The 24,906-nt window shown below is 64.9% G+C and carries 21 protein-coding genes, 1 pseudogene and 1 riboswitch; of the genes and pseudogenes, 13 read left to right on the forward strand and 9 right to left on the reverse strand.

The window, feature by feature from the left end; translation table 11 throughout:
• Positions 1-19 precede the first annotated feature (19 nt).
• Positions 20-400, reverse strand: a complete 381-nt coding sequence (locus HWX62_RS05215; RefSeq protein WP_175930226.1) for a helix-turn-helix domain-containing protein — start codon at positions 398-400, stop codon at positions 20-22.
• A 136-nt stretch (positions 401-536) separates the two neighbouring features.
• Here HWX62_RS05215 and gstA point away from each other — a divergent pair, with 136 nt between their 5' ends.
• Positions 537-1,175, forward strand: coding sequence for a glutathione transferase GstA (gene gstA, locus HWX62_RS05220; RefSeq protein ID WP_175930225.1), 639 nt, complete (start codon positions 537-539; stop codon positions 1,173-1,175).
• Positions 1,176-1,180: 5 nt separating this feature from the next.
• Here gstA and HWX62_RS05225 read toward each other — a convergent pair whose 3' ends face one another.
• Positions 1,181-2,191, reverse strand: coding sequence for a sodium:calcium antiporter (locus HWX62_RS05225; protein ID WP_175930224.1), 1,011 nt, complete (start codon positions 2,189-2,191; stop codon positions 1,181-1,183).
• Between the two features lie 69 nt (positions 2,192-2,260).
• Positions 2,261-2,429, reverse strand: a riboswitch (yybP-ykoY riboswitch).
• 114 nt (positions 2,430-2,543) lie between these two features.
• On the opposite strand from HWX62_RS05225, the gene HWX62_RS05230 reads away from it, so the two are divergent.
• From HWX62_RS05230 to HWX62_RS05265, 8 genes and pseudogenes are all read left to right on the forward strand, one after another.
• Positions 2,544-2,819 carry a metal/formaldehyde-sensitive transcriptional repressor gene (locus HWX62_RS05230; protein WP_175930223.1) on the forward strand — a complete coding sequence of 92 codons (276 nt, stop codon included), beginning with the start codon at positions 2,544-2,546 and terminating at the stop codon, positions 2,817-2,819.
• Positions 2,820-2,831: 12 nt separating this feature from the next.
• Positions 2,832-3,854: a CDF family Co(II)/Ni(II) efflux transporter DmeF gene (dmeF, locus tag HWX62_RS05235; RefSeq protein ID WP_175930222.1), complete on the forward strand. Its 1,023-nt coding sequence runs from the start codon at positions 2,832-2,834 to the stop codon at positions 3,852-3,854.
• 2 nt (positions 3,855-3,856) lie between these two features.
• Positions 3,857-4,042, forward strand: a complete 186-nt coding sequence (locus HWX62_RS05240; protein ID WP_175930221.1) for a DUF1289 domain-containing protein — start codon at positions 3,857-3,859, stop codon at positions 4,040-4,042.
• Between the two features lie 92 nt (positions 4,043-4,134).
• Positions 4,135-5,343 carry an MFS transporter gene (locus HWX62_RS05245; protein WP_175930220.1) on the forward strand — a complete coding sequence of 403 codons (1,209 nt, stop codon included), beginning with the start codon at positions 4,135-4,137 and terminating at the stop codon, positions 5,341-5,343.
• 112 nt (positions 5,344-5,455) lie between these two features.
• A pseudogene (locus HWX62_RS05250) lies at positions 5,456-5,563 on the forward strand (copper resistance protein CopD); the annotation flags it as partial.
• A 170-nt stretch (positions 5,564-5,733) separates the two neighbouring features.
• Positions 5,734-7,548, forward strand: a complete 1,815-nt coding sequence (locus HWX62_RS05255; RefSeq protein WP_175930219.1) for an ExeM/NucH family extracellular endonuclease — start codon at positions 5,734-5,736, stop codon at positions 7,546-7,548.
• A gap of 701 nt (positions 7,549-8,249) precedes the next feature.
• Positions 8,250-10,097 carry a peptidase S10 gene (locus HWX62_RS05260; protein WP_175930218.1) on the forward strand — a complete coding sequence of 616 codons (1,848 nt, stop codon included), beginning with the start codon at positions 8,250-8,252 and terminating at the stop codon, positions 10,095-10,097.
• Between the two features lie 82 nt (positions 10,098-10,179).
• Positions 10,180-10,572 carry a 2-oxoglutarate dehydrogenase gene (locus tag HWX62_RS05265; protein WP_244135970.1) on the forward strand — a complete coding sequence of 131 codons (393 nt, stop codon included), beginning with the start codon at positions 10,180-10,182 and terminating at the stop codon, positions 10,570-10,572.
• Positions 10,573-10,750: 178 nt separating this feature from the next.
• On the opposite strand, the gene HWX62_RS05270 is transcribed toward HWX62_RS05265, so the two are convergent.
• The gene (locus HWX62_RS05270; protein WP_175930216.1) at positions 10,751-11,830 is read right to left on the reverse strand and encodes a zinc-binding alcohol dehydrogenase family protein; all 1,080 of its coding nucleotides are present in this window, start codon (positions 11,828-11,830) and stop codon (positions 10,751-10,753) included.
• A gap of 110 nt (positions 11,831-11,940) precedes the next feature.
• On the opposite strand from HWX62_RS05270, the gene HWX62_RS05275 reads away from it, so the two are divergent.
• A complete protein-coding gene (locus tag HWX62_RS05275; RefSeq protein WP_175930215.1) occupies positions 11,941-12,732 on the forward strand; it encodes a helix-turn-helix transcriptional regulator in 792 nt (263 codons plus the stop codon).
• Between the two features lie 93 nt (positions 12,733-12,825).
• Here HWX62_RS05275 and HWX62_RS05280 read toward each other — a convergent pair whose 3' ends face one another.
• The 6 genes from HWX62_RS05280 to HWX62_RS05305 all read right to left on the reverse strand — a co-directional run bounded on the left by HWX62_RS05280 (position 12,826) and on the right by HWX62_RS05305 (position 21,707).
• Positions 12,826-14,304, reverse strand: a complete 1,479-nt coding sequence (locus HWX62_RS05280; RefSeq protein WP_175930214.1) for an aminotransferase class V-fold PLP-dependent enzyme — start codon at positions 14,302-14,304, stop codon at positions 12,826-12,828.
• Positions 14,305-14,471: 167 nt separating this feature from the next.
• Positions 14,472-14,786 (reverse strand): TrfB-related DNA-binding protein, encoded by a 315-nt coding sequence (locus HWX62_RS05285; RefSeq protein ID WP_244135971.1) that lies wholly within the window; start codon positions 14,784-14,786, stop codon positions 14,472-14,474.
• An 18-nt stretch (positions 14,787-14,804) separates the two neighbouring features.
• Positions 14,805-15,062: a PAAR domain-containing protein gene (locus HWX62_RS05290; protein ID WP_175930212.1), complete on the reverse strand. Its 258-nt coding sequence runs from the start codon at positions 15,060-15,062 to the stop codon at positions 14,805-14,807.
• A gap of 72 nt (positions 15,063-15,134) precedes the next feature.
• Positions 15,135-16,616 (reverse strand): virulence factor, encoded by a 1,482-nt coding sequence (locus HWX62_RS05295; RefSeq protein WP_244135972.1) that lies wholly within the window; start codon positions 16,614-16,616, stop codon positions 15,135-15,137.
• Positions 16,613-18,925, reverse strand: a complete 2,313-nt coding sequence (locus tag HWX62_RS05300; protein ID WP_175930211.1) for a DUF3274 domain-containing protein — start codon at positions 18,923-18,925, stop codon at positions 16,613-16,615. Before HWX62_RS05300 ends, HWX62_RS05295 begins: the two co-directional genes overlap by 4 nt.
• A 19-nt stretch (positions 18,926-18,944) precedes the next feature.
• Positions 18,945-21,707 carry a type VI secretion system Vgr family protein gene (locus HWX62_RS05305; protein WP_175930210.1) on the reverse strand — a complete coding sequence of 921 codons (2,763 nt, stop codon included), beginning with the start codon at positions 21,705-21,707 and terminating at the stop codon, positions 18,945-18,947.
• Between the two features lie 698 nt (positions 21,708-22,405).
• On the opposite strand from HWX62_RS05305, the gene HWX62_RS05310 reads away from it, so the two are divergent.
• From HWX62_RS05310 to HWX62_RS05320, 3 genes are all read left to right on the forward strand, one after another.
• Positions 22,406-23,158 carry a hypothetical protein gene (locus HWX62_RS05310; RefSeq protein WP_347879934.1) on the forward strand — a complete coding sequence of 251 codons (753 nt, stop codon included), beginning with the start codon at positions 22,406-22,408 and terminating at the stop codon, positions 23,156-23,158.
• Positions 23,159-23,546: 388 nt separating this feature from the next.
• Entirely contained in the window at positions 23,547-24,200 is a 654-nt protein-coding gene (locus tag HWX62_RS05315; protein ID WP_244135973.1) for a MipA/OmpV family protein, read from the forward strand.
• A gap of 8 nt (positions 24,201-24,208) precedes the next feature.
• Positions 24,209-24,883: a response regulator transcription factor gene (locus tag HWX62_RS05320; protein ID WP_175930207.1), complete on the forward strand. Its 675-nt coding sequence runs from the start codon at positions 24,209-24,211 to the stop codon at positions 24,881-24,883.
• Positions 24,884-24,906: the final 23 nt, after the last annotated feature.

Raw genomic sequence — 24,906 nt, forward strand, 5'->3', positions numbered from 1 at the left:
TGTCGTTCCTGCTGAAGGGTTAGGGGCGGGCGTGCATCGTGGTTTCGCTCGCAGCCGCGGTGTCGGGCGTCGCGTCGGCCCGCGCGTCGCGCGCCTTCAGCCACAGCCCGAATTCGCGCATCACGTCGACCACCGGCCGCAGCCGGTCGCCGTCCGCGGTCAGATCGTACTCGACGCGCACCGGCACTTCCGGATAGACGGTGCGCCGCACGAGCCCGGCGTCTTCCAGTGCGCGCAGGTCGAGCGTCAGCATGCGTTGCGAGATGCCCGGCATGTCGCGCCGCAGGTCGCTGAAGCGGCGCGGGCCGTCGAGCAGATACGACACCAGCAGCAGCCGCCAGCGGCCGCCGAGCAGGCGCATCGCTTCTTCAACGGAACATCCTGTCGCACTCGTTTTCATCGTGCCGAATCCTGGTCGGTAAATTTTTTGTGACTACGGCACAAACGACTGCCGTCTTCTCAGCGCCGCGCCGATGCGAGATATTAGCGCCCGCGTCGCGGCGAATCGATACATGGACAACCCACGAAGGAAACGCATGAAGCTCTATCACGCTCCCGGCAGCTGTTCGCAGGCGATCTGCATCGTATTGCGCGAAAGCGATATCGACGCCGAGATCGTCAAGGTCGACGCGCGCAGGCATGTCGTCGAGGATGGCCGCGATTACTACGACGTGACCGAACTCGGCTACGTGCCGCTGCTCGAACTCGACGATGGCACGATGCTGCGCGAAGGGCCGGTGATCGCGCAGTATCTCGCGGACCAGCGTCCGGAAGCCGCGCTCGCGCCCGCTTATGGCACGCTCGCGCGCTACCGGCTGATGGAATGGCTGAACTTTCTCGGCACCGAGATCCACAAGGGCTTCATTCCGCTGTTGTATGCGGTGCAGGCGGGGAAGTACGTCGAACCCGTGCGGCGGAAGCTCGACGGCCGCTTCGCGTGGATTGACCGCCAGCTCGACGGCAACACTTTCCTGACGGGCGACACGTTCACCGTCGCCGATGCGTACCTGTTCGCGCTGACCGGCTGGGGAAAGGCCGACTGGATGCGCTCGGTGTACAACGCGGATATCGACCTGAGCCGGCATGCGCATCTGCGTGCGTGGTACGAGCGGGTGCGGGAGCGGCCGGCCGTGCGGCAGGTGTTGCAGGCCGATGCGCGGCCGAACGCGGCCTGACCCATTCAGCGCGCCAGCGTCAGCGCCAGATACCCCGCATAACCCGCGCCGTTCGCGAGCAACGCCCAGGTCGCGAGCCCGCGCGTGCGCGCATGGATGCGCAGCCAGGCCGCCGCCGCGAGCGTGATGACCACGCCGGTCAGCACCTCGGGGCGCGGCTCCCACGGCGTCAGCATGATGCCGATCGCCGGCAGCAGCGTGCCCTGGAACACCATCGCGCCGGTGATGTTGCCGAACGCGAGCGTGTCCTTCCCGCGGCGGATCCACAGCACGCTGTTGACCTTTTCCGGCAGTTCCGTCGCGATCGGCACGATGATCAGCGACAGCAGCAGCGCCGACACGCCGAGCGCGTGCGATACGCCTTCCACGCCGTGAATGAAGCCTTTCGCCCCGCCGACCAGCAGCGCGACGCCGATCAGCAGTTGCAGCACGATCGTCGCCAGGGTGGTGGGCAGGCCGACGCGCGACAGGAACATCGCGTGCGGCGCCTCGGTGCCGTGTCCGGCATCGACGAGCCCGGTCGACGCGCGGAACGTCATCACGACGTACATCACGTAGAGACCGACCAGCATCGCGGCGAGCAGCGCACGCACGGCCCAGTTGTGATGCGGGACGAACATCGCGACGGTCGCCAGCGAGAACGCGGCGAGGAACGTGTTCATGTCGCGCACGAAGCCCGTGCGTTCGGGCGTGATCGTGCCGCGCAGCCCGCGCGAGCGGATCACGGCGAGCGTCATCAGGAACGTGGTGAGCGTCGCGAGCATCAGCGGCGCGCCGAGAATCGCGCCGACGCCGATCTCCTCGTTGACGGCCCGATTCGACGTGCCGCCGGCCAGCGCGAGCAGCGGCACCATCGTTTCGGGCAGCGCGGTGCCGACGGCCGCGAACAGCGAGCCGGTCACGCCTTCGGAAATCTTCAGGCGTTCGCCGAGATGCTCGAGCGCATTGGTGAAGACTTCGGCCGCGACGAGGATGACGACCAGCATGAACGCGAGTTCGACAAACATGAAGGTCATGCGGCACCTCCGCGGGCAGCGGCGGCGTGGGACAGGCGAGCGGGGACGAACATGGGGGCTCCGTGGTCGGACGCTGACGAACCATGACACATCCGCCGCCGTCCGACCAGGAACGACGCGACGTGCCGATGGTCTCGCCAAGCCGTTCAGGCCGAACGCGCCACGGCCGCAGGCCGAGTGTGTTGACGCGTTCGCTTTCCGGGGGACGGAAAGCAGGCTACTCCCCAAAGACGGAAAGCAGTCTAGCCGAGCGGTTTTCCTTCGACAAGCCTTCGTCTCGACAATATACCCCTCCTCCCTATAGGGTCGGCCTGTTGGAGATATACTCCCCTACCCTATACAGGAGCCATCGATGAGCCATACCGTTCGCGAAAAACAGAAGCTGCTGAACCGCGTGCGCCGTATCAAGGGACAGGTCGAAGCGATCGAGCGCGCGCTGGAAGAAGAGCGCGGCTGCAACGACGTGCTGCAACTGATCACGAGCTGCCGCGGCGCGACGAACGGGCTGCTGGCCGTCGTGCTGGAAGACCACATCCGGTCGCATCTCGTCGATGCCGACACGCCCGACGCCCACGAGGGCAGCGCGACCGAGCAGCTCATCGAGGTCGTCCACAGCTATTTCAAGTAAGCGGATCGAAACATGAACGAATTCAACGGCACGGCGCCCGGCGGCGTGCACAGTCACGCGTTTCTGGGCGCCGCACACGCGCGCAACGAGCGCAAGACGTGGATGGTCATCGGCCTGTGCACGGCGATGATGATCGCCGAGATCGTCGGCGGCACGCTGTTCGGGTCGCTCGCGCTCGTCGCCGACGGGCTGCACATGTCGACGCACGCGGGCGCGATGCTGATCGCCGCGCTGGCCTATACATATGCGCGGCGGCACGCCGACGATCCGCGCTTCGTGTTCGGCACCGGCAAGCTCGGCGACCTCGCCGGCTTCACGAGCGCGATCGTGCTGGCGATGATTGCGTTGCTGATCGGCTATGAGGCGGTCGCGCGCCTGTTGGCGCCGGTGCCGATTCGCTTCGACGAAGCGATTCCGATCGCCGTGCTGGGGCTCGCCGTGAATCTCGCCAGCGTGTGGCTGCTGAGCGGCGATCACCATCATGGGCATGGGCACGGACACGGGCATCATCACGCGCATGGGCACGACCGCCACCATCATGAGCACGACCACGACGACGCGCACCACGCGCATCATGATCACGGTTCGCACTCGGCCGCGCATCGCGACCACAACATCCGCTCGGCCTACGTTCACGTGATCGCCGACGCGGCCGTGTCGGTGCTGGCGATCGTCGGCCTGCTGCTCGCGCGCGCGTTCGGATGGCTCTGGATGGACCCGCTCGCGGGTATCGTCGGCGCGCTGGTGATCGCCAACTGGGCGTACGGGCTGATGCGCGACACGGGCGGGATCCTGCTCGACCTCAACGTCGATCGCAAGCTGACGGACAACGTGCGCCGCGCGATCGAGGCGCTCGGCGACCACGTCAACGACCTCCATGTGTGGCGCGTGGGCCCCGGCCACATGAGTGCGATCGTGTCGGTCGTATCGGCCGACACCGCGCGCGATGCGCGTTTCTACCATGCGCTGCTCGCGGGCTTCGACGGCATGTCGCACGTGACCGTCGAAGTGCTGGCACCCGCGAAGGCGGCCTGATCGTGGCCGTGAAATCGCCGTGTATCGACCTGTGCGCGTTCGACGGCCGCACGGGCTTTTGTGTCGGCTGCCTGCGTACGCGCGACGAGGCGCGCGACTGGAAGAAGCTGACCGACCATCGCCGGCACCAGATACTCAACGATCGCCCGCGCCGGCAGGCGAAGCTCCGGCGCGACACGCCGGAATAGCGAGCGCGCTTCCCGCAGCCTGTGATCAGGGTCACGGCGTGCGGTAGCATCACAGGCATTCAGCGTCAGGATTCCTGAACCCGGAGCGCCCCATGCAGACCGACTCGTCGACCCGCATTCTTCGCCAGATTCCGCGCAGCGTGTGGGTGCTCGGCTGTGTCAGCCTGCTGATGGACGTGTCGTCCGAAATCATCCATAGCCTGTTGCCGATGTTCCTGATGGCGGGGCTCGGTGCGAGCGCGACGACGATCGGCCTGATCGAGGGGATCGCCGAGGCGACGTCGCCGGTCGTCAAGGTGTTCTCCGGCACGCTGAGCGACCACCTGCGCAATCGCAAATGGCTCGCGGTGGCCGGCTACGCGCTCGGCGCGCTCAGCAAGCCGTTGTTCGCGATCGCGCCGACGATCGGCGTCGTGGTGACCGCGCGAATCGTCGACCGCGTCGGCAAGGGGATTCGCGGCGCGCCGCGCGATGCGCTCGTCGCCGACGTCACGCCCGTTCACCTGCGTGGCGCCGCGTACGGGTTGCGCCAGTCGCTCGACACGGTGGGCGCGTTCCTCGGGCCGCTGCTGGCCGTCGCCATCATGCTCGCGTGGCGCGACGATTTCCGCCTGGCATTCTGGTTGGCCGTGATCCCCGGCGTGCTGGCCGTCGCGCTGCTCGCGTTCGGCATCGACGAACCGGCGCGTGCGCCGGGCGAGAAGCGCGTGAACCCGATCCGCCGCGAGGTCGTCGCGCAACTCGGCGCCCGCTACTGGTGGGTCGTGGCCGTGGGCGGCGTGTTCGCGCTGGCGCGTTTCAGCGAGGCGTTCCTGGTGCTGCGCGCGATGGGCAGCGGCGTGCCCGTCGCGCTCGTGCCGCTCGTGATGGTCGCGATGAACGTCGTGTACGCGCTATCGGCTTACCCGTTCGGCAAGCTCGCCGATACGACGAGCCACACGAAGCTGATGGTGGTCGGGCTCGGCCTGCTGATCGCGGCCGACATCGTGCTCGCGCACGGCGCGCGCTGGCCGACCGTGCTCGTCGGCGTCGCGCTGTGGGGTCTCCATATGGGGATGACGCAAGGGCTGCTCGCGACGATGGTCGCACATGCCGCGCCGGCCGAACTGAGAGGAACGGCGTTCGGCGTGTTCAACCTGATCAGCGGCATCGTGACGCTCGTGTCGAGCGTCGTCGCGGGTGCCCTGTGGGATCGGGCGGGCGCCGCGGCCACGTTCTACGCGGGGGCCGCATTCAGCGCGGCGACCATCGCGCTGCTCGTGTGCGTTCGCACGTCGTTCGGCACCCTGCAGGATCGCTAGCGCCGAACGCGGCGGCGCATGCGTGGCCGTTCGTGCCGCGCGGAAAGTGGAGCGCGGACGTCGTGCGCCCGTCGCGGCTCGCAACCTCCACCTTGCCGCGATATCGGCAGGCGCGTCGAAGCGGTTCGGCACGGTGCTGCGGATCGACGCGGTCGTGCTCGGCGGCGTGCTGATGGTGGCGGCCGTGCTCGTGTCGCGCGCGCTGCCGCGGACCGTGTAGCGCGGCGGATTTTCGTCGAACGATTCTCTCGGCGATTTCAAAGTCGAACCGTGCGACGCATGGCGATCACGGCGCGATGACCGCAATTACATCGGCCTGTCTGCCGATTACCAAAAACTGTCATCGAGCGCCGCTAAGCTTTCGCCACCCTCACAACCGGGATTCCCGTCATGCGCTCGACAATCCGCCTGTTTGCCCCGCTATTGCTGCTCCCGACGCTCGCAGCGCCGGTATTCGCCGCCACCGCCGCACCCGTGAGCGCCAACTGCGGCGGCAGCACGACGCCGATCGCGGATATCCAGGGGGCGGGCGCGCCGTCGCCGCTCGCGGGCCAGAACGCGTCGATCGAAGCCGTCGTCACCGCCGATTTCGGCGGCGCGGACGGCTTCGGCGGCTTCTTCGTCCAGCAGGCCGACGCGCAGCGCCGCAATCAGCCGGGCGTATCCGAAGGCCTGTTCGTCTATGCGCCGAAAGCACGCGCGAAGGCCGGCGATCTCGTGCACGTGACGGGCAAGGTCGAGGAGAAATACGGGCAGACGCAGCTCACGCTATCGGGCGCGATTGCGGTGTGCGCGAACGGCCAGACGGTCACGCCCGCGACGCTCACGCTGCCGGTCGACAGCCCGAACGCGTTCGCCGCGTACGAAGGGATGCTCGTGCGCCTGCCGCAGACGCTGAGCGTCACCGACAACTACGAACTCGGCCGCTACGGCAGCGTGATGCTGAGCAACGGCCGCCTGCGTACGCCGACGAGCGTCGTGCCGCCGGCGCAAGCGCAGACGCAGATCGACGCGAACGCGCGCAACCGCCTGATCCTCGACGACGGCTCGAACAAGCAGAACCCGGTAACCGTGCCGTATCCGGCGCCCGGTCTGTCGGCCGCGAACACGCTGCGTGCGGGCTATACCGTGCGCGACGTCGAAGGCGTGCTCGAAGTGCGTTACGGCGCATGGCGCGTGCAGCCGTTGCCCGGCGCGGCCGCGCCGGCGTTCGACGCGCGTCCGAACCCGCGTACGAACGCACCGGCGCGCGATCCGAAGTCGAACCTGCGCGTCGCGTCGTTCAACGTGCTGAACTACTTCAACGGCAACGGGCTCGGCGGCGGCTTCGACGATCCGAACAACCGCGGCGCGAAGACCTTCCAGGAATTCCAGCGCCAGGAAGCGAAGATCGTGAGCGCGCTGAAGGCGATCGACGCCGATGTGATCGGCCTGATGGAAATCCAGAACAACGGCTACGGCGAACTGAGCGCGGTGCGCCAGCTCGCGGCGAAGCTCGGCAGTCAGTGGCGCGTGGTCGATCCGGGCACGTCGCGGCTCGGCGGCGACGCGATCGCGGTCGCGATGATCTACGACAGCCGCAAGGTCGAGCCGGTCGGGCGCGCGGCGACGCTCGCGATCGACGACAAGAACCGCCAGCCGCTCGCGCAGTCGTTCCGGCTGGTCGGCGGCAACAAGCAGGCGCTGACGGTGGCCGTGAACCACCTGAAGTCGAAGAACTGCCCGGACGCCGCGAACGACGATCTCGACCAAGGCGATGGCCAGGGCTGCTGGAACCCGACGCGCACGCGCGCGGCGGCGAAGGTGGCCGACTGGCTCGCGGGCAATCCGACGGGCATCAAGAGCCAGGGCGTGCTGCTGATCGGCGATTTCAACAGCTACACGTACGAAGACCCGATCCGCACGCTCGAATCGCGCGGCTACCGCAACCTCGTCGCGCGCTGGATCGGTGCGAACGCGTACAGCTACGTGTACAACGGCGAAGCCGGCTATCTCGACCACGCACTGGCGACGCTGCCGCTCGCATCGCACGTGAAGGCCGTGCACGAATGGCACATCAACGCGGACGAGCCGGTCGCGCTGCAGTACACGCTCGCCTACAAGTCGGCCGAGCAGCAGAAGACGTTCTACGCGCCGGATGCGTATCGTTCGTCGGATCACGATCCGGTGCTGATCGATATCGCGCTGCCGGGCGGCGGGAAGTAATCGTGGCGTGAGTCTGTGCGACGGGCGCGATGGGCGGCAATGCCGTGCGTCGCCGCCCGTTCCGGAAAGCCGTTCGAATATCGGGTAAATAATTCCGTTAATAATTAATCGAATCGGTATTTTATGGATGATGCAGTGCACATCACTACTTCGATTGAAGTGCAATTGAAGTGAAACGAATCATCGAAGGGCGTGCGCATGCTGTCGCATCGCCCTAATCGATGGACGATAATAAAATTGAAAGAGTAGACCTGTCGATCCGACGGCCGGATCAGCTCTATGCCAATGCAGGAGAGGCTTCCGTGTTATGCGAAAAAATTAAAATATTCGATGCGGCATTGCCGATAGATATCGCCTTTCACGAATAATCCCGCTTTCTTTCAAAATCCAGACACTGTCCGCCCTTCGCATCATTGCGGGATTTTTAATATCCGAATGATCTTTGACAACGCGGCGCAGCACCGCCTATTTTTGTCATGTCGTAAATTTCGGTAATACAAAAAGTTGGCCAAACTGCAGGGGGCGCGTCCGAGCACCATTCTCGCCAGCAGTTTGCTGTGTTCTGTATCAAGTTCAGTCTCCGAGTAGTCCCATCCCCAACCGCCGATAGCCGACCGTGCAACGCGAGTGGCGGGTCGGCCTGCGCGTGCCGCAGGCGTTGGCGGCCTTTGTGACGCGGTATCCGAAGCCAAAGGAAAGAGATGAAACCAGACAGGAGCAGTACCGGCAGCCGCCGTGTTCGTCGCGGCCGGCTGGCCGGGCTAGGCGCATTGACCACCATGACACTGGTACTCGCGGCGTGCGGCGGCGACGATTCGTCGTCCGTCGGCGCGTCGAGCCTCGCTCAGGCCACGGCGAGCCAGCAGGCCAGCGCGCAGGCGGCCGGCACCCAGACGCCGGCGGCCAACCAGCCGTACGTCGACCCGGTCGCATACTCGATGAACGCGACCGACGGCCTCGCGCCGTCGCAGGTGTCCGAGAAGGCGGCCGTCATGCACTACCAGTGGAAAGGCGGTGACAAGACGATCGACTACACGACGACCACCGGTCACCTGACCGCGCAGGACGCGAACGGCAATCCGGAGGCGTCGATGTCGTATGTCGCGTACACCGCGCCCAGCACGAACGGCAAGCCGCGCCCGGTCACGTTCGTCTATAACGGCGGGCCCGGCTCGTCGTCGATCTGGCTGCGGCTCGGCTCGTTCGCGCCGACCCGCGTGGCCACGCCCGATCCGCTGTTCGGCAACAACTGGCCGAACTATCCGCTCGTCGACAACGCGGACAGCCTGATCGACACCACCGACCTCGTGTTCATCGACCCGCCCGGCACCGGGTTGTCGGAAGCCGTGTTGCCGAACACCAACCAGAAGTACTGGGGTTCCGACGCGGACGTGAACATCATGCGCGACTTCATCCAGCGCTACCTGAACGTCAACGGCCGCGGCGCGTCCCCGATCTACCTGTACGGCGAATCGTACGGCACGCCGCGTACCGACATGCTCGCGCTCGCGCTCGAATCGGCCGGCGTGCACCTGACGGGCATCGTGCTGCAGTCGTCGATCCTGAACTACTTCGCGGATGCGGTCGAAGCGGTGGCGATCACGCAGTCGACCGAAGGGCTGCTGCTCGACACCGATACGGTGGCCGGCTATCTGCCCGGCTACGCGGCGGTCGCCGCATACTTCAACCAGGTGTCGCCGGCGCCGGTGAACCAGGATCTGTACGCACTGCAGACGGAACTGTTCACGACGCTGATCTACAACCAGCTGCAGAAGTACTCGCAGTCGTGGGTGTTGAGCCAGCTCGGCATTCCGGACGCGCTCGGCACGCCGGTGTTCCCGAGCGATGCGACGCTCAGGCTGTGGTCGATTCCGTCGAGCCTCACGCAGCAGGCGCTGCGCGGCTACTTCAACGCGAATCCGTTCGGCACGAGCCTGCTGCCCGGCACGACGATCGGCCGGTACGACGGGCGCGTGTCGTTGCCGAACTCGGACCCGCGGCTGCAGAACGACGGCGATCCGTCCGACATCCTGATCTCGCAGCCGTTCACGAACGCGCTCGCGACGCAGATGCCGGACTACCTCGGCTATACGGCGCCGAACGCGACGTACCTGCCGCTGAACGACAACATCATCGGCGTCTGGGATTTCTCGCACGACGGCCAGCCGATGCCGGACACGATCCCCGATCTGCTCGGCGCGCTGCAGCTCAACCCGAAGCTTCGCGTGCTCGCGGAGAACGGCTACCACGATCTCGCGACGCCGTTCTTCAACACGGAGAAGCAGCTCGCGCGGCTGCAGACGGTGAAGGGCCTGAATCCGAAGCTGCAGGTGAACTTCTTCCAGGGCGGACACATGACTTACCTGGACGACGTCGCCCGTCCGCTGATGAAGCGGGATCTGCAGACGTTCTACAAGGGCGCGCGGATTCCGACGGCGCTGACGCTGCGCATGTTGCCGCCGCCGTGGCCGGATGAAAACCCGCCCGGCGTGCCGACCGGCAGCGTCCCCGGGGCGACGGCCGCGACGACGCTGGCGGCAGCGCCTTGAGCGACGGGCGCCCCGTCAGAGGAACCCTCTCTTCATCCATTGAATGCGAGCGATCATGTCCCTAATCCAATTGATGCGGCGTATGTCTCCGTTGATCGTGCTCGGTGCCGTGATGAGCAGTGCCTACGCGTTGCCGCCGCAGGCGGTGGCGCCGGTGAAGCTGCCGCACGGCGGGCGCGGTGTCGACGGTCCGTTCTTTCCGGCCACGCGGGCGGCGCCGGTGTTGCCGTCGACCGGCGCGACGTTGCAGCAGCAGGCGCAACAGCGCGTCGACGCGCGGCTCGGCGGCAATACCGTGCTGAGCAACGGCGCGGCCGTGACGAAGGCGCAGGCGCAGAGCAGCGGGCTCGGCTTCGTGTCGAAGCACTTCGACGAGATCGACACGAAGCACACCGGCCGCGTGACGCTGAGCGATGTACGGCAGTTCATCCGGCAGCGGCAGGTGCAGGCGCAGCAGGAACAGCAGGACGAGTGACGTAGCAGGGCAGGGCGGCGGCCGGTGCGGCTTTCCATCGCACCGGCCGCCCGTCGCGTTGATTTCAGCCACGCCGCGAGCCGAGGATCGGGACAGGACGCCTCGCGACTCGGTAGGCTCGGCGGCCCATTCCATCCCGTCCCAATCGCGGATCGACGCCTGAGCGCGCGGTGTTCGGCTACGGCGCGATCACCGTCATCCTGAACGGCCCGCCGTTCTCCGCCGCATGCGCGACCGCGTCGTTCGCGTCGTCGAGCGCGAAGACCGTCACGTCGAATTGCCCGAGATCGAGCAGCCCGCCGCGCACGAGCCCGGCCAGCAGCGTCACGGCTTCCGTCGGATACATCCATTTGCCGCGCAGCGTGATGTCGTTGCGCATGATCCACGGATACGGCAGATCGAGCCCGGCGCCGCCGAGCATGCCGACGCCGCCCATCAGCACCACGCGGCCGTACGGACGCACGGCCATCACGGCCGCACGCACTATCGTGGCCGGTACCGACGGCGGCATCAGGTCGATCACGCAGTCGATCGTCCCCGGCGCCGCCTGCTGCATGCGGGTGCGGTCCGCGGTTTCGTCGCCGGTCAGCTCGACCGTGCGCACGCGGTTCCCGAAGCGGCGTTCGAGATCCGCGAGCACGCGCGCATTGCGGCCGGGCGCGACCACGCATTGCGCGCCCATCGCCAGCGCCACCGCGATGCACGCGCTGCCGAAATTGCCGGTCGCGCCGCTGACGAGCAGGATTTCGCCGGCGCGCAGGTCGGACGCAAGCAGGCCGCCGTACGGCACGAGCAGCGTATTGAGTGCACACCAGCGCGCGGCGTCGCCCGGCGCGATCGCGCCGATGCGCACCGCGTTCTCGGTCGGCACGCGTAGCCGCTCGGCGAACGGGCCGTCGTGAAAGTAGCGCTGCAACTGCTTGCCGCCTTCGCCGCGCGCGCTCCAGCCCTGCAGCACGATGTCGGGCATCCGCGCATCGTCGCGCGAGCGCACGGTCGGGTCGCAGAACACCCAGTCGCCCGGCTGCAACCGCGTCGCGTCGGGGCCGGTTTGCCGGACCCGGCCGATCGCGCCGCAACCGGGCACCATCGGCAGCTCGATCGGATAGCGGCGCTCGCCGTTGAACACTTCCCGTGCATAGGACAGAACCGGCGTCGCGACGACATCCACGATGACTTCGCCGGTGCCGAGCACCGGGTCCGGCATTGTTTCGATCGCGAGCGGCCTGCCGAGCGACTTCAGAATCGCAGCTTTCATGACGCTTCCTGAGAGGGAGGGACGCGTCGATTCTGGCAGGCTTAGAATCGCCAACAAGGCCTGGCGCGAGCCCAGGATTGGCCGATACCACCCTGCCCGGAGCGAACCCGATGACCGTCACCACGCGAACCCCGTTCGGCGATTTCCTGCGTTCGCGGCGCAAGAAACTGCGCCCGGATGCCGTCGGCCTGCACGACGGCCCGCGCCGGCGCACGCCGGGCCTGCGGCGCGAGGAGGTGGCGGAACTGGCGGGCATCGGCGTCGACTGGTACGTGCGGCTCGAACAGGGGCGCGACGTAAGCCCGTCGGATGCGACGCTCGATGCGCTGGCGCGCGCGTTGCGGCTCGACAAGGTCGAAGCCGCGCATCTGCGCATGCTCGCGCGGCGCGATGCATTACGTGCGTTCGTGCCGGAGCGCGTGCCGCCGACCATCGCGCGGCTCGTCGCGCATCTTCAGCAGCCAGCGTACGTGACGGGCCGGCGTTGGGACATCCTCGCGTGGAATGCGGCCGCGGCCGAGCTGCTCGGCTTCGACCGGCTGGCGCCGGCCGATCGCAACATCCTCGTCTACATGTTCGTCGAGCCGCATGCGCGCGCGCTGTTCGCCGCGAGCTGGGCCGACGAGGCGCGCCGGATGATCGCGCTGTTTCGCACGAACCACGATCTCTACGCGAGCGATCCGGCGTTCGTCGAACTGGTCGCGCGCTTGCGCGCCGGCAGCGCCGAGTTCGCGCAATGGTGGGATGCGCACGACGTGCGCAGCGGCGTGTCGGGCGAGAAGGTGCTCGTGCATGCGCAACGCGGCACGCAGCGCTACGAGTACGCGACGTTTCAGGCGAACGACGATCCCGCGCTGAAGCTCGCGATCTATACGCCGGTGAACGGCGATGAAGGGGCGTGATGCGGTTGTGATCGCCGCCGCCCGGCGGACACGCAGCGAAGCATCGGCTTCATGCGTGAACGCAGCGGGCAGGCGTCGTGGCGGAGGGGCGCCTCAGGCCGTCCGTCGTTCGGACAGCCGATTCCACAGCATGCCGGAGCGGCTGCCGCTGCGGCAATACGCGAGCACCGGCTTCGGCAGCGCGTCGACCAGTGCGCCGAACGCGTCGACTTCCGCGTCGCCGATGCGGTCGCGCTCGACCGGCAGGTAGCGCGCGTCCATGCCGAGTTCGCGCGCGGCAGCGGCGATCTCCTCGAACGTCGGCTGGTCGTCGCCTTCGCCATCCGGCCGGTTGCAGATCACCGCGCGGAAGCCCGCGTTGCGGATCGCCTTCAGGTCGGCCGGCGTGATCTGCCGCGACGCGGTGAAGCCGGTCGCCACCGCGGCCCGGCATTGCTCGATCGCCCGCGCGAAACAGGCGATCGCGAAGTCGACGTCCTGTTCGGTCGTGAAACGTCCGAAACTGATGCGCACGGTGCGGCCGGCTGCTTCCGCATCGAGGCCGATCGCGGTCAGCACGTGGGACGGTGCGCCGCTCATCGAATTGCATGCGGACGTCGATGACACGGCGAGCGCTTCGCCGAGCATGGACGGGAAGAAGCCCGGCGCATGCACCGTCAGGCTCAGCGTGTGCGGGATGCGGCGGGCGGCGGGCGCGTTCTGCGTGATGTCGCCGAGCGCGAACAGCGCGTCGGTCAGCCGCGCACCGAGCGCCGCGATCCGCGCGGCTTCGCTGTCGAGTTTTTCCGCGGCGAGTTCGCATGCGACGCCCATGCCGACGATCTGATGCGTGGCGAGCGTGCCCGAGCGCAACCCGCGCTCGTGGCCGCCGCCGTGAATCTGCGGCGCGATCCGGCTGGCGATCTCGCGGCGGACGAACAGTGCGCCGATACCCTTCGGGCCGTACACCTTGTGGGCGGACATCGACATCAGGTCGATGCCGAGCGCGCGCACGTCGATCGGCGTCTTGCCGAGCGCCTGCGCGGCGTCGACGTGCAGCAGCGCGCCGGCGGCATGCACGATGCGGGCGATCGCGCCGATGTCGGTCAGCGTGCCGATTTCGTTGTTCACGAGCATCAGCGACACGAGGCCGGTGTCGGGGCCGATCGCGGCCGCCACTGCGTCGGCGGTGATTTCGCCGTGGGCGTCGGGCGTCAGGAAGGTGACCTGCATGCCGTGCTTCGACAGGTTCGCCATCGTGTCGAGAATGGCCTTGTGTTCGAGGCGGCTCGTGATCAGGTGGCGCTTGCCGGTCGCGTTTTCCGCATAGCCCTTCAGCGCGAGGTTGTTCGATTCGGTGGCGCCGGACGTCCAGACGATCTCGTCGGCGTGCGCGCCGATCAGTGCGGCGACCTGCGCACGGGCATGCTCGACCTTGTCTTTCGCGAGCCGGCCGGCCGCGTGCGAACTGGATGCGGGGTTGCCGAAGATGCCGTCGAAGCCGAGGCAGGCCGTCATCGCTTCGATCACGCGGGGATCGGCCGGGGTGGTGGCTGCGTAGTCGAGGTAGTGCAGCGCGGTGGTATCGCTCATGTCCGTCTCTTGCTGATTGCGTAGTGACGGAAATGATACGGGGGACAGAAGGGAAAAAGGATCCAAAATTGGTTGGCGATTCGGACCGAAGTGGAATTTCGTTTTCCCTTGGTATTGGATGGTGGAATTATCTTCTACATGGATTCGCCCGGCCAGAATCGTCGCGATCACGTCGTCGGATCAGGGCCGGACTGGGTCGATAACCGGTGTGCATCCCGCACCCATGCCAGCAGCGCTTGCTCGTACTTCGACGGAATCGTGACCGTGAGCGTCGTGAAGCGAGCGGCGTTGCACGGCAGTTCCAGATAGCGTCGCCAGGCTTTTCGTACAAGTTGCGACATCGCGGAGTGCGTCATGCCGAGTTCGGCGGCCAGCGCCCGTTGTGATCTGCCCTTCACGAAAATCTCATGCAAGGCCCACTGGTTCAGCGGCTTGATCCGCGTATCCTGCATCCGCAACAGCCGGAACTGTTCGGCGGTCATGCGTCGGGTCGTCGGCATTCAGACTCGCCCCGAATGTTGAAGTGACGAGATCAATTCCGCGCCGCACGAAGTCTTGTGGCCGTCGAACGCGGCGGACTGGCCTTCGATGTCGAAGGCGGGGTCGCCTTCGGCAATCGTGCCAGCACCATGAATCGGACACGAGCACGCGTCGCCGATACGAGCGACCGCGCGCCCCATCACCGTGCTTTTCCGGGCGCCGGATTCGACCCGGCCGCCGTGGGTATGCGTATCGTCTACCCGAATAATTCCCCGCATGGGATTCCGTCCTCCAAAAGGGTTGACGCGGCGATCACGCTCGGATGAAGCAATCTGCCGCGCCGGTGTGCATCACCATGAATAGCCTTGCATGCCGTAATTCGTGTCGTGTCGGCGGCCCCACCACGGCAGGTAGGCGTTGTTGCCGCCGCGCGCGCGGAACCAGTCCTTGTCGGGATCGATCGGCGTGAGCTTCGACGGCGGCAGGACGACGACCGCGACAGGGTGATCCGGATCGGTCGTGCCGGCGACGAGTGCATTGCCGCCGAAGTGATTGATCCGGCCGATGGCGAGCGCGACGTCGGTCAATGCGCTGCCGGTTCCCATGTCGCCGAGTAGGGCGGCCGTGTTGAATGTCTGCTTGCGGTGGTCGTATTCGGGGAGGGTTTCGGTCAAGGTCTGTGCGAGCACGGCAAGACGTGACGAGGATGCGTCGCTGCCCTTACCTGCGTCGTGGACGATGTAGTTGAGGTCAGGGACCGCGATGCCTGCATTGCGTGCCGCTTGGTCGATGGTCGCCTTCCACGCCTGCACGGAGCGGGTCGTGCCGACCTTCTGCGGAAAATCATGCGTGTTGCCGGTTGCGGCCTTGCCGATCCAGGCAAGCGGTTCGCGCTCAGTGTTGAACGTTGGGCCAGCGAGGAACAGCACGACAAGGTTCTCGTTGATCTGCGCGTCCGTGGGCGGGAAGTTGGGTGCGTCCCAGTTCACTACCCAGACGCTCTTGTCAGGGTTCGCCTGTAAGTAGTCCAAGGCTTTGTTCAGCGATGTGAATCCGGCGTTGGCACTGCCTTGCGTGATTTGCACATCGGGAAGTGCGTTGTTGCTCCACATCGTCGCGAAATGTGGATTGCCGATCGAGAACGTCTTTCGAATCGAGTCCTGCAAATAGCTTTGCGATTCGGCTGCGTCAAGTCGTTCCGGAATTGCAAGTTCGACACGGATTCCAGCCAACTCGCGCCAGTTGTTTTTATTGTCTGGATTAACAGTATAGAAATACCTAGGATTGGACGCATAGCGCGATCGAAGCAGTAAAGGGAACTCAAACATGTACTTGCGATAGAACCCTCTAAACGTTTCTGCGCCTTCGTTGCCGTATGCGATACCAGCTACCGACTGGAGCGTCGTAAAGGACTTCGGATCGGTCCGCACCATGTCGTCGTTCTTGTTCGGAGACGCGAGTCCTTGCGTCCACAGCAGTTGCCATTCGGTCGGGTAGTCCATGCGTTGCAACGGATTCAACCAAATCAGGCCAACAACCTGAGCAATAAATGGCTTCACCGGCTCTTCTGAGGTTTGTGTCGCACGTGCTACTGGCTCAGGGGTGGGTGCGGAATGTGCCGAACGCATCATGGCGGTGGTGAACACAAACACCACAAGAGCCACTAGGCTGGGTACGACGACAAATCGTTTCATCCAATCTCCCATTTCCAATTGTGTCGGGTCCGGTTGTTCTACGTGCGCCATCAGCGAGGCCATGAGTACGGCCGCGATCAACCAAGAGGCCACTGAAACGGCAACACGTCGCGGCCATTTAGCGATCAGCGCCTTCATATCGCTCCCCCGATCTTCAAATAGAGCTGATCTTCACGCTCATCTACGATCAAGGCCGGCATCCTACCTTCGCTTTTCTCGTCATGTACCCACTCATCCATAGGTAGATCGTCAAGTTCGCCGCGTGCGAAATAGTCGTAGTACTTTCTATTAGGATAATATTCAGGGATGCCTTTTCCCATCCGCCAATCGGCTTCAATCCGTAGCGCTTTCATTTGCTCGGGCGTCAGATAGCAAACCCCGATCGCCACATCGTACGCAAGCGCCTTTTTGGCATGCTCCGGATTGGTCATCGTCGTGGAGTGATTCGTCGGGCTGTTGGTCGAGCCACGATCGAGCCAATCCACAATCTGTCTATCGCGCCATTCCTTGTAGCCCTCCGGCATTTCGCTCTTGCCGTCCTCGCCGATCACGTGGCCATCACCATCGAGCCATTCCGTATTCAGCGTTCGCCGCGCCTCCATACGCATCAACGCACGATCCTCATAACGCTGTCCGGCTTCGCTCTCCGCTGTCCCTTGCGCGACACTGTCCGCGTTCTTCGCCTCGTACTGATCGTAAGGATCGTCCGCGCGCTTGTCTGCCTCGCTCTTGCTTGCGTCTCGCCACGCGGCCGGCGGATCGTTGCCTTCGTTGAAGTCGCTTTTCGCATTGCCGTCCTTCGTTTCGATGGGCTTGCCGAACCGCAACGCTTGCGGCGCGAACGGTTCGTCGAGTGCCGGCGCGTCCGCCACCACGGTCCAGCCCTCCGGCGGAAGGGCGTTCACGCGGAACATATTCAATGCCGAGCTGATCTGGGTCACGAAAAACATGATCGGCGCGGATGCAAGCGTGGCCGCCACGCCGAATACGGACTCATTTCCCTTGAGTGCACCGATGAGATTGAACTTGGCCGGCGGCGAAGGCGGATACCAGAATCCCGGCGTCTTTCCCTTTTGCCGATGCCGCCAGTCATCTTCCCAATACCGATAGCGCTCCTGCACGCCAACCTGGAAGCCGGAGGCAAAGACGCGCTGCGTCAGCACGCCGGGGACGCCGATATCGTTCAACTCGTTCTTGTCGATGCCGCGCCAGCCGATGCCTTGAACCGTGACCGCCGAAATCACCTGATCGTGCGGACAGCAATACGCGGTGACGCGACCATATGTCGATTCGTTCAGGCCGTGGCGAGCCCGATCCTCTTGTGCCGCATAAGACCGCCCGCTGGTCGGTGATACCCGCTCGTTGGCCATGTCTTCATCAATCTTGCCGGCGGGCAATTCGTAGGCCTTGCGTGTGCCGATGATCGACAGAAACTTGCCGAACGTTTTCGTGCGGGCGGCGTAGGTCTGCCGTCCGCGACGACCGCTGCCGTCCCTGGTCGCGCGTTGCGACCAAGCATCCATGAACGTATCGGACGGATTCGGGCCGTCTGCGCGCGCAAGGCTGTACGGCGCATTCGCCAGTACGTAGGCATCCGCCACGCAATGCCCGCTACGTCCCCACGGATCTTCGACATCGGGCAGTGCATCGCCGAAGAACGCGGCCGTCAGGCCCACGATGTTGCCCTGGCTATGGCATACGACGGTAATCGGCACGTCGGCCTGCATGCGGCGAATCGATTCGATCAACCTCGCAAGTCGCAACGCCGCGAGCACGCCATACGCACGGGGCGGCGCGCGATACAGCGGCCGGTTGGTCGGGTTGATCCCCTGGACGGTCAACCACCCGGCGGCGCGGTCGTCGAGGCCGCCATGCCAGAGGTCGGGCAGGCTCGCGCAGCCGTTCGTGAACGGACCGCCGCCCCAATAGTCCTTCTCGTTCAGGAAAATCTTGTCGCCATACTCTTTCAACTCTGCGGCGGTTGCCCGATAGCCCCATCGGAAATGAATGACGGGAGAGAAGGACGGGTCGGATCTGATGTAGTTGCCGGACCAAAGCTTCGGATTCAGAAATCCGTCCGGCGTCACGCTTTCCGTGTACTTCGCGGGCACCAGTTGACCTGCGTCGATGCCGCGATACTTCAGCTGATCATCAAGCCGGCCGAGCCGGCGATTCAGGCCATCGCACAATCCCTGCTCGGCGGCTTCGAACCATTCACCCTCGGAGTTCACGCCATGCACGAAGATGACGACACCAGGCAACGGCATTTGCTTGATGCAGATCAGCCGGGTGTCTTTCGTCCACATCGAGACCCCGTCGCTCCGGCCGACGACGATCCGAGGTGGCTCCGGGCGCGGCGCAGCCGCGTCGGGCACGTCGGCCTTCGCGGCGTGCTCGTTGGTGCGTGCGTCCTCTTCCGGCCGAGGATCGAGAGATGAATCAATCATCCGGACTCCTGCGCTTGCTTTAAACATTTTTCTTGATGAACTGCACCGCCAGCCTCTCGAACCGGTCGGTATCGACCGCCGGCAGTTCCCCGGCCGAGTCGGTCGTCAAACTCGACAGCGTTCCCGATGCCTTTTCAATCTGTCCTTCGAACCCCGGCGCCGCGTTACCGTCCGTTGGCCGAATCAGCTTCGGGACGCGGCCTAGCGTACGTCGATCGAAGGTCGGCAGATCGACGCTCATGCTGGCGGGGCCATCCCACGCATGACCATCGGATTTCACGGTGAACTTGCCGGGGCATCCCAGTTCGATATCGGTCCCGTGCAGCTTCAGATACGCGCCGCCGGACGTGACGAATACGACTTCATCGCTTGCCGTGCCGGCAAGCCTGCCGTCGGCCGCGGTCAACTGGATGTTTTTGCCGGACTCGATTTGCGTGTCGTCGTTCTGCGATTGCAGGGCCACTTTCCCCTGATGCGCGATCGCCGATACACCGTCGCCGTGCGCGAACATCGCGACGCCATGCCCGGCATGCAGATTGATTCGCTCGCCGCTCGTGATTTGCATGTGTTGCTGCGCGATCTGATCGATGTTCTCGCCCGCATACGTGACGTGCGTTTTCGGCGTGACGTTCAGCGACCCGGCTTGCGCGCCGAACGCCATGAACGCGGATGCGTCGCCGGTGGCGCCGGATGCCGATCCGCCGGGTTTCCAGTGACGGAATGCGTTGGCGATGTTGTCCTGGCCGGCCGTGTCGGCGAATTGCCCGCCGTGCTGGCCGGCGCGATCGCCGAGCGACTTGAACAGCGCCATGCATTGATCGAGCAAGCGGATCAATTCGTCGCGATCGAGCTGGCCGCCGGTTGCGCGCGTACGCGCATAGGTCGTCAACAGCATGCCTTGGGCGGCGCGCAACGCCGCAGCGGCATCGGTGCGCAGCTCCGCGCCTTCGCCCCGATCGTTCCCGTGCCCGTCCACGCGCGGCTGCGTCAGGTAGCCGAGATTCAACTGGCTATGCGCATGTTCGCTTGCCAACTGCGCGGAGATCTGCGACGGCGTATCGTCCAGGCGAAGCTGGTTGTGCCGGCGGCCCCTGACTTCCCGCGTCTTGATCCCGGACACGTAGCGATTGCCCGGAAGCGCGCCGGTATTGCTGAAAGTCGCGGGCGGGTTCGCGCCGTTGCTCAACACGCCGATGATCACCAGACGGTCCGGATCGCCCGACAGGTTCCCCAGCAAGACCTCCATGCCGACACGCGGCAGGAACAGCGCACCGAAGCATTCGCCCGCGAGACTAGCCACGACGCGAAGCGGTGCGCTGTCGCCGGCCAGGCCGTTCGTTCCGGCGCCTTGCGCGTGAGCATGGTCGGCCGGATCCAGCCCGTGAATCAGCACACGCACGCGGCCGGCCTTGTCGCAAAACACCTCTTCGCCCTGCGTGCCGACGATCGTCCCGGTCAGCAGGTGAACCGGCGGCACGTCGATCGCCGGATCGTAGGCAGGCTTGAGCGGCACGCCGCGTTGCACGCACGTGAAACTGTTCTCGTAGCGCGTGTCCGTTGATTCCGATGCATCGGGCGGCGGGGTGGTTGGCGAGAGGTTGCGACTTGCCGCGAACAGCCCGCTCGCGCGGCCCGACAGGTCTGTCGGCAGGTTGTTCCAGATGACGTGTCGAATCGACGTGACGACGAACCGACGGCGATCGATCGACTTCATGTCCAGTTCGGGGTCGCCCGCCAGCGTGAACCCGTGTCCCACCAGCATGTCGCGCACGGTGCCGATGCCTTCGAAGCGCGCGGCTTCGAATTGATGGGCCAGCATCCGGTCGTGCGCGATGCGCGCGTGATCGTTCCACGAGTCGCCGACGTGCGGGATGTCGATCGCGACGTCGGTCAGCAGGCGCGCAAGATCGTTCCCCGACTCGCCCTGATCGATGCCGGTGACGCCCTCGAAGTCGTCCATGCGAGCGGTCTTGTAATCCCACGACGGGCGGCGGACCTTGCCGGGCGACAGGCGCTGGTCGTACGCAAAGAGGGTGACGGTGTCACGTTGCTCGACGCCGGCGTCGCGCGGGTGAAGGCGGACGATACCGGCCGGCGCGTCCGGCAGACGATGCGGATCATCGCAGAACACGAGCGTGTGAATCGGCCGCTCATCGGCCGCGCCGCGTCTTCCGTCGACCGGGGCGGCCTTCGCAAAGACCGTGATGCCTTCCCGGCGCAGCAGCCGCCGGATGAAGCGTGCGTCGGATTCGTTGACCTGCCGTGTCAGCTCGCGTGCCGGATACCGATCGGCCTGCAACGTCGACAGGTCGAAATCGAACGCGCGTGCGAATGCGGGGCTACGCTGTTTCCACTCGTTCATCAGCGTCGCCAGAATGTCCGGCACGCTGCGCGAGCGGAACAGGCGGGCATTCGTGCGACGGTCCATCAGTGAAAGGGCGTCGCACACATGCAGCTGATAGACAGTCAATTCGCCGTCGGATTGACCGGTTCGCACTTCGTGCACGATCGCATTGATGGCCCGGATGTCGCCCCGATCGGTCGTCAGCCGGACCGATACGGGCAAGCCGAGAAACAGCGCAGGCGACAGATGATCGTAGGTCGACACGCAGGTCAGTTGCCCTTCGATGCCCGACATCAGCCCCTCGTGGATATCGGCGTGATGGAGCGCCAACAGATGGCCGACCGCGCGTTGCGCTTGCCCGAAATGAAGGGAGACTGGACGCTTGTTCAGGTCGACCAGACCCGACGCAAAGTTTCGCAAAGTTGCTGCTATCGACATAACGACAATCTCGTTATTTTTTGTTCCGGATTCGGATGGATTCGAATCCGCCTCTCAGGGCGGTAATGCGACGGCGCTTGGAATTTCGGTGCGAAGAATAGCAAGCTATTTCTAGCTTTGATCGATATTTTTATTTTGAGATTTTGAAAAAATCATTTTGAAACAATGGTTAATGATTGTTTGCTTCGAGTTGATTTTTGTTTCGATAAGGATATGTCGAGTCGAATATTCTGAATTGGTATTTGTCATGACTCGTTTTCCCATATCGTTGACGTAGGGATTTTTTTGGTTCGGACATGATTGAACTGGAAGTGGAAAATTCAGAATTGTCCCGACTCAAAATGAGCAGCGGTACGTCACGCCATTGAAACCGGTGCGAGCGGGCTTGCGCACTGGCGCGCGATGTGCACCCCCGCGGAGTAAATTCGATGGGTGCCGCTGCTCGCTTTCCATCGGTTGTTGTCGCCGAGGCAACACGGTAGTGTTGTGTTGGCCATTGACGTGCCGCCGGGCCGACAAGGCCCCTATGACGAGGCGTGCCGGCATCGGCGGATTTCAAGCGGCGGGTGCGTTGCCGATCATTCCACCCTATAGTGCTCGTCGTTGATCGATCCGAAAGCAATCGGGGGTTCGTCTTGTTTCACCGGAAATTCAAACTGGGTTGTTCGCGCTTCGCGTGCATCGTCGCCTTGACGACGATGCTGGCGCCCGTCGCGGCGCATGCGGAGGGGGAAGCCGTCGACGGCACGACGCCCGTCGCGTCGGCTGTCGATCACGACACGTCCCCGGCGCGACCGATTGCTGGCGACGATCCGGTTGCCATCCGCGACGCGCTGCAGAAGGTGCACGTCGGCACGCTGTCACCTTCGTTGCGCGATCGCGTTCGCGGTGCGGTCTCCGGTGCCGTCGGCCGGCACGGCCCGACGAATCCCGACCTTGCGGCCGTCGGTCTGGACCGTGACGTGACGTTCGTGGTGCCGGTGCGCTATGGGCTGAGATACCGGTCGCGGCGGCAGCTGCTGACGCTGGATGTCGACCTGTTCGATGCGGAGCGCGACGACCGGGCTGGCATCCTGCTCCACAAGGTGACGACGGGGCCGCGAGGGCGCGGGCTCGTGATTGCACCGGAAGCGAAGGCAAAAGGGTACGTCCAGCGCGTCGACATCATCGAACTCGAGGCCGGACAAGGCAAAAAGACCACGGTTCGGAGCCGCATGCGGCTTTCGCCCGCCGAGTACGCGCAAACGCATGGCGACTTCGCACTCGTTTTTTCCGGGCGCCTGGTTCGGCCTTACCTGACCGAACAAACCGAACATGCCGACCCGAGTATCGAGGAGCCGACGGATATTTCGACGAGGATCTCCACGTTGCACATCGATCTTCGCGACATCTGGCTGGTGAGTCCGTCGAGCGGCGTCGTGGTGTCGAAGAAGTTGCGGTTGTCGAAGTAGCGGGTTTCGGCGGGCGGGTCGTGCAGGCGCGCGGAGCGGAAAGGGCTGGATCAGCGAAGCCATCCGCCCGACGAACCGCTTTCCGGGGCGGCTCGTTCGCCATCGGTGGCGATGCGATCACCAAAGTCGGTCCTGTCCTTGGACGATATTTTTCCTGGTAAGTGAGCGGTAAGTCGACTGGTCCTACAGTAGCCCCCGTTTCGACCCTCGACTCCAGGAAACGATTGTGAAAATTGCCGCTCGCCGCGCACGCCGCTTATGGCTGATTGCCGCTTCATTTGCACTTTCCTCTGCGTCCGCGTGGGCGGACGAGGGCATGAATCCGCCCGACCTCGACAATACGGGCCTGACCATCCTCAACCACGCGACCAACGTCACGCATTGGGGCTTGGGCGCCGGCGTCGGCTTCGAGCCGTCGGCCTACCGGGGCGACGGCACCCGCGTATTGCCTTTTCCGCTGATCTACTTCGACAACAAATGGGTGCAGGCCATCGGCACCACGGTCGATCTGAAAATCGGCAGCTGGAGCGGTATCAATGTCGCGCTTCGTGGCCAGTTCTCGCTCTTCGACGGATACAAGGGCTCCGACGCGCCGATCCTGAACGGCATGGAAAACCGCAAGGGCGCGTTGTGGTACGGCCCGGCACTGTCATGGAACACCGGCTTCGGCACGTTGTCGGGCAGTTTCCTGCTCGGCGGAAACAAGGGCGAGCGCGCGAAGATCGGCTTCGAGAAGGCGTTCGCCCTCGGCGCATTCTCGGTCACGCCACACGTCGGCGCGGAATGGCTGAGCAACAAATACGTCGACTACTATTACGGCGTGCGACCATCGGAAGCGCGTGCCTGGCGCGCCGCCTACAACGCGGGTTCGGCCGTGAACGTGTCGGCCGGCACCCGTTTCGACTACCGGCTGACGAAGCAGCAGACGATGTTCGTGGACGTGGGCGTGTCGCGTCTCGGCGACGGCATCACCGACAGTCCGCTCGTCGGAAGACGGATCGTTCCCGAGGCCCGGATCGGCTACATGTATCGGTTCAAGTGAGTGCGAGCATGCCAAGAGTGGCGATTGTCGAGGATCACGAGCGCCTGGCCGGCCTGTTGTCCCAGGCGTTGGCCGCGGCGGGAATCGAATCCGATCGGTTCGGCAATGCCCGGGAAGCCGCCTACGGCATCGACCGGGCCGATTACGCGCTGCTGATCGTCGACCGCGGATTGCCCGACGGAGACGGTCTGGCATTCTTGCGGTCGCTGCGCGCGGCAGGCCGCATGATGCCTTGCCTGATGCTGACGGCACGCGATGCGCTGCATGACCGCATCGAAGGACTCGAAAGCGGCGCCGACGACTATGTGACCAAGCCGTTCGAAATGAGCGAACTCGTCGCGCGCGTCCGCACGTTGATGCGGCGTCCGGTGCTCCTCACGACGCTCGTCGCATCGTTCGCGGACGTGACCGTGGACCCGCCCCAGCGCACGATGCGCTGTGGCGACCGGACGGTGCTGCTGGCGCCGGCCGAGCTGCAGGTCATGCTCTGCCTGATCGAGGCGGCGGGCCGGACCGTCCGGCATGCGGTACTCGAGCATGCCGCATGGGGGCTCGCGGAGGCGGTCACGCCGAACGCGCTCGAGGTGACCGTGCACCGCTTGCGCAAGAAACTGACGGCGATCGGCGCGACGATGCGGCTCACCAATATCCGCGGCGCCGGCTTTGCGCTGCGGGACGTGTGACGATGATTCGCCGCGTTTCGCCC

The organism is Burkholderia sp. BCC0506 (assembly GCF_902833145.1).
In the GTDB taxonomy this organism is placed as follows: domain Bacteria; phylum Pseudomonadota; class Gammaproteobacteria; order Burkholderiales; family Burkholderiaceae; genus Burkholderia.

Excerpts from the sequence above, each read along its gene's own strand:
- HWX62_RS05215 (WP_175930226.1), bottom strand. The coding sequence starts at position 400 with ATGAAAACGAGTGCGACAGGATGTTCCGTTGAAGAAGCGATGCGCCTG.
- gstA (WP_175930225.1), top strand. The coding sequence starts at position 537 with ATGAAGCTCTATCACGCTCCCGGCAGCTGTTCGCAGGCGATCTGCATC.
- HWX62_RS05225 (WP_175930224.1), bottom strand. The coding sequence starts at position 2,191 with ATGACCTTCATGTTTGTCGAACTCGCGTTCATGCTGGTCGTCATCCTC.
- HWX62_RS05230 (WP_175930223.1), top strand. The coding sequence starts at position 2,544 with ATGAGCCATACCGTTCGCGAAAAACAGAAGCTGCTGAACCGCGTGCGC.
- dmeF (WP_175930222.1), top strand. The coding sequence starts at position 2,832 with ATGAACGAATTCAACGGCACGGCGCCCGGCGGCGTGCACAGTCACGCG.
- HWX62_RS05245 (WP_175930220.1), top strand. The coding sequence starts at position 4,135 with ATGCAGACCGACTCGTCGACCCGCATTCTTCGCCAGATTCCGCGCAGC.
- HWX62_RS05255 (WP_175930219.1), top strand. The coding sequence starts at position 5,734 with ATGCGCTCGACAATCCGCCTGTTTGCCCCGCTATTGCTGCTCCCGACG.
- HWX62_RS05260 (WP_175930218.1), top strand. The coding sequence starts at position 8,250 with ATGAAACCAGACAGGAGCAGTACCGGCAGCCGCCGTGTTCGTCGCGGC.
- HWX62_RS05265 (WP_244135970.1), top strand. The coding sequence starts at position 10,180 with ATGTCTCCGTTGATCGTGCTCGGTGCCGTGATGAGCAGTGCCTACGCG.
- HWX62_RS05270 (WP_175930216.1), bottom strand. The coding sequence starts at position 11,830 with ATGAAAGCTGCGATTCTGAAGTCGCTCGGCAGGCCGCTCGCGATCGAA.
- HWX62_RS05275 (WP_175930215.1), top strand. The coding sequence starts at position 11,941 with ATGACCGTCACCACGCGAACCCCGTTCGGCGATTTCCTGCGTTCGCGG.
- HWX62_RS05280 (WP_175930214.1), bottom strand. The coding sequence starts at position 14,304 with ATGAGCGATACCACCGCGCTGCACTACCTCGACTACGCAGCCACCACC.
- HWX62_RS05285 (WP_244135971.1), bottom strand. The coding sequence starts at position 14,786 with ATGACCGCCGAACAGTTCCGGCTGTTGCGGATGCAGGATACGCGGATC.
- HWX62_RS05290 (WP_175930212.1), bottom strand. The coding sequence starts at position 15,062 with ATGCGGGGAATTATTCGGGTAGACGATACGCATACCCACGGCGGCCGG.
- HWX62_RS05295 (WP_244135972.1), bottom strand. The coding sequence starts at position 16,616 with ATGAAGGCGCTGATCGCTAAATGGCCGCGACGTGTTGCCGTTTCAGTG.
- HWX62_RS05300 (WP_175930211.1), bottom strand. The coding sequence starts at position 18,925 with ATGATTGATTCATCTCTCGATCCTCGGCCGGAAGAGGACGCACGCACC.
- HWX62_RS05305 (WP_175930210.1), bottom strand. The coding sequence starts at position 21,707 with ATGTCGATAGCAGCAACTTTGCGAAACTTTGCGTCGGGTCTGGTCGAC.
- HWX62_RS05310 (WP_347879934.1), top strand. The coding sequence starts at position 22,406 with ATGCTGGCGCCCGTCGCGGCGCATGCGGAGGGGGAAGCCGTCGACGGC.
- HWX62_RS05320 (WP_175930207.1), top strand. The coding sequence starts at position 24,209 with ATGCCAAGAGTGGCGATTGTCGAGGATCACGAGCGCCTGGCCGGCCTG.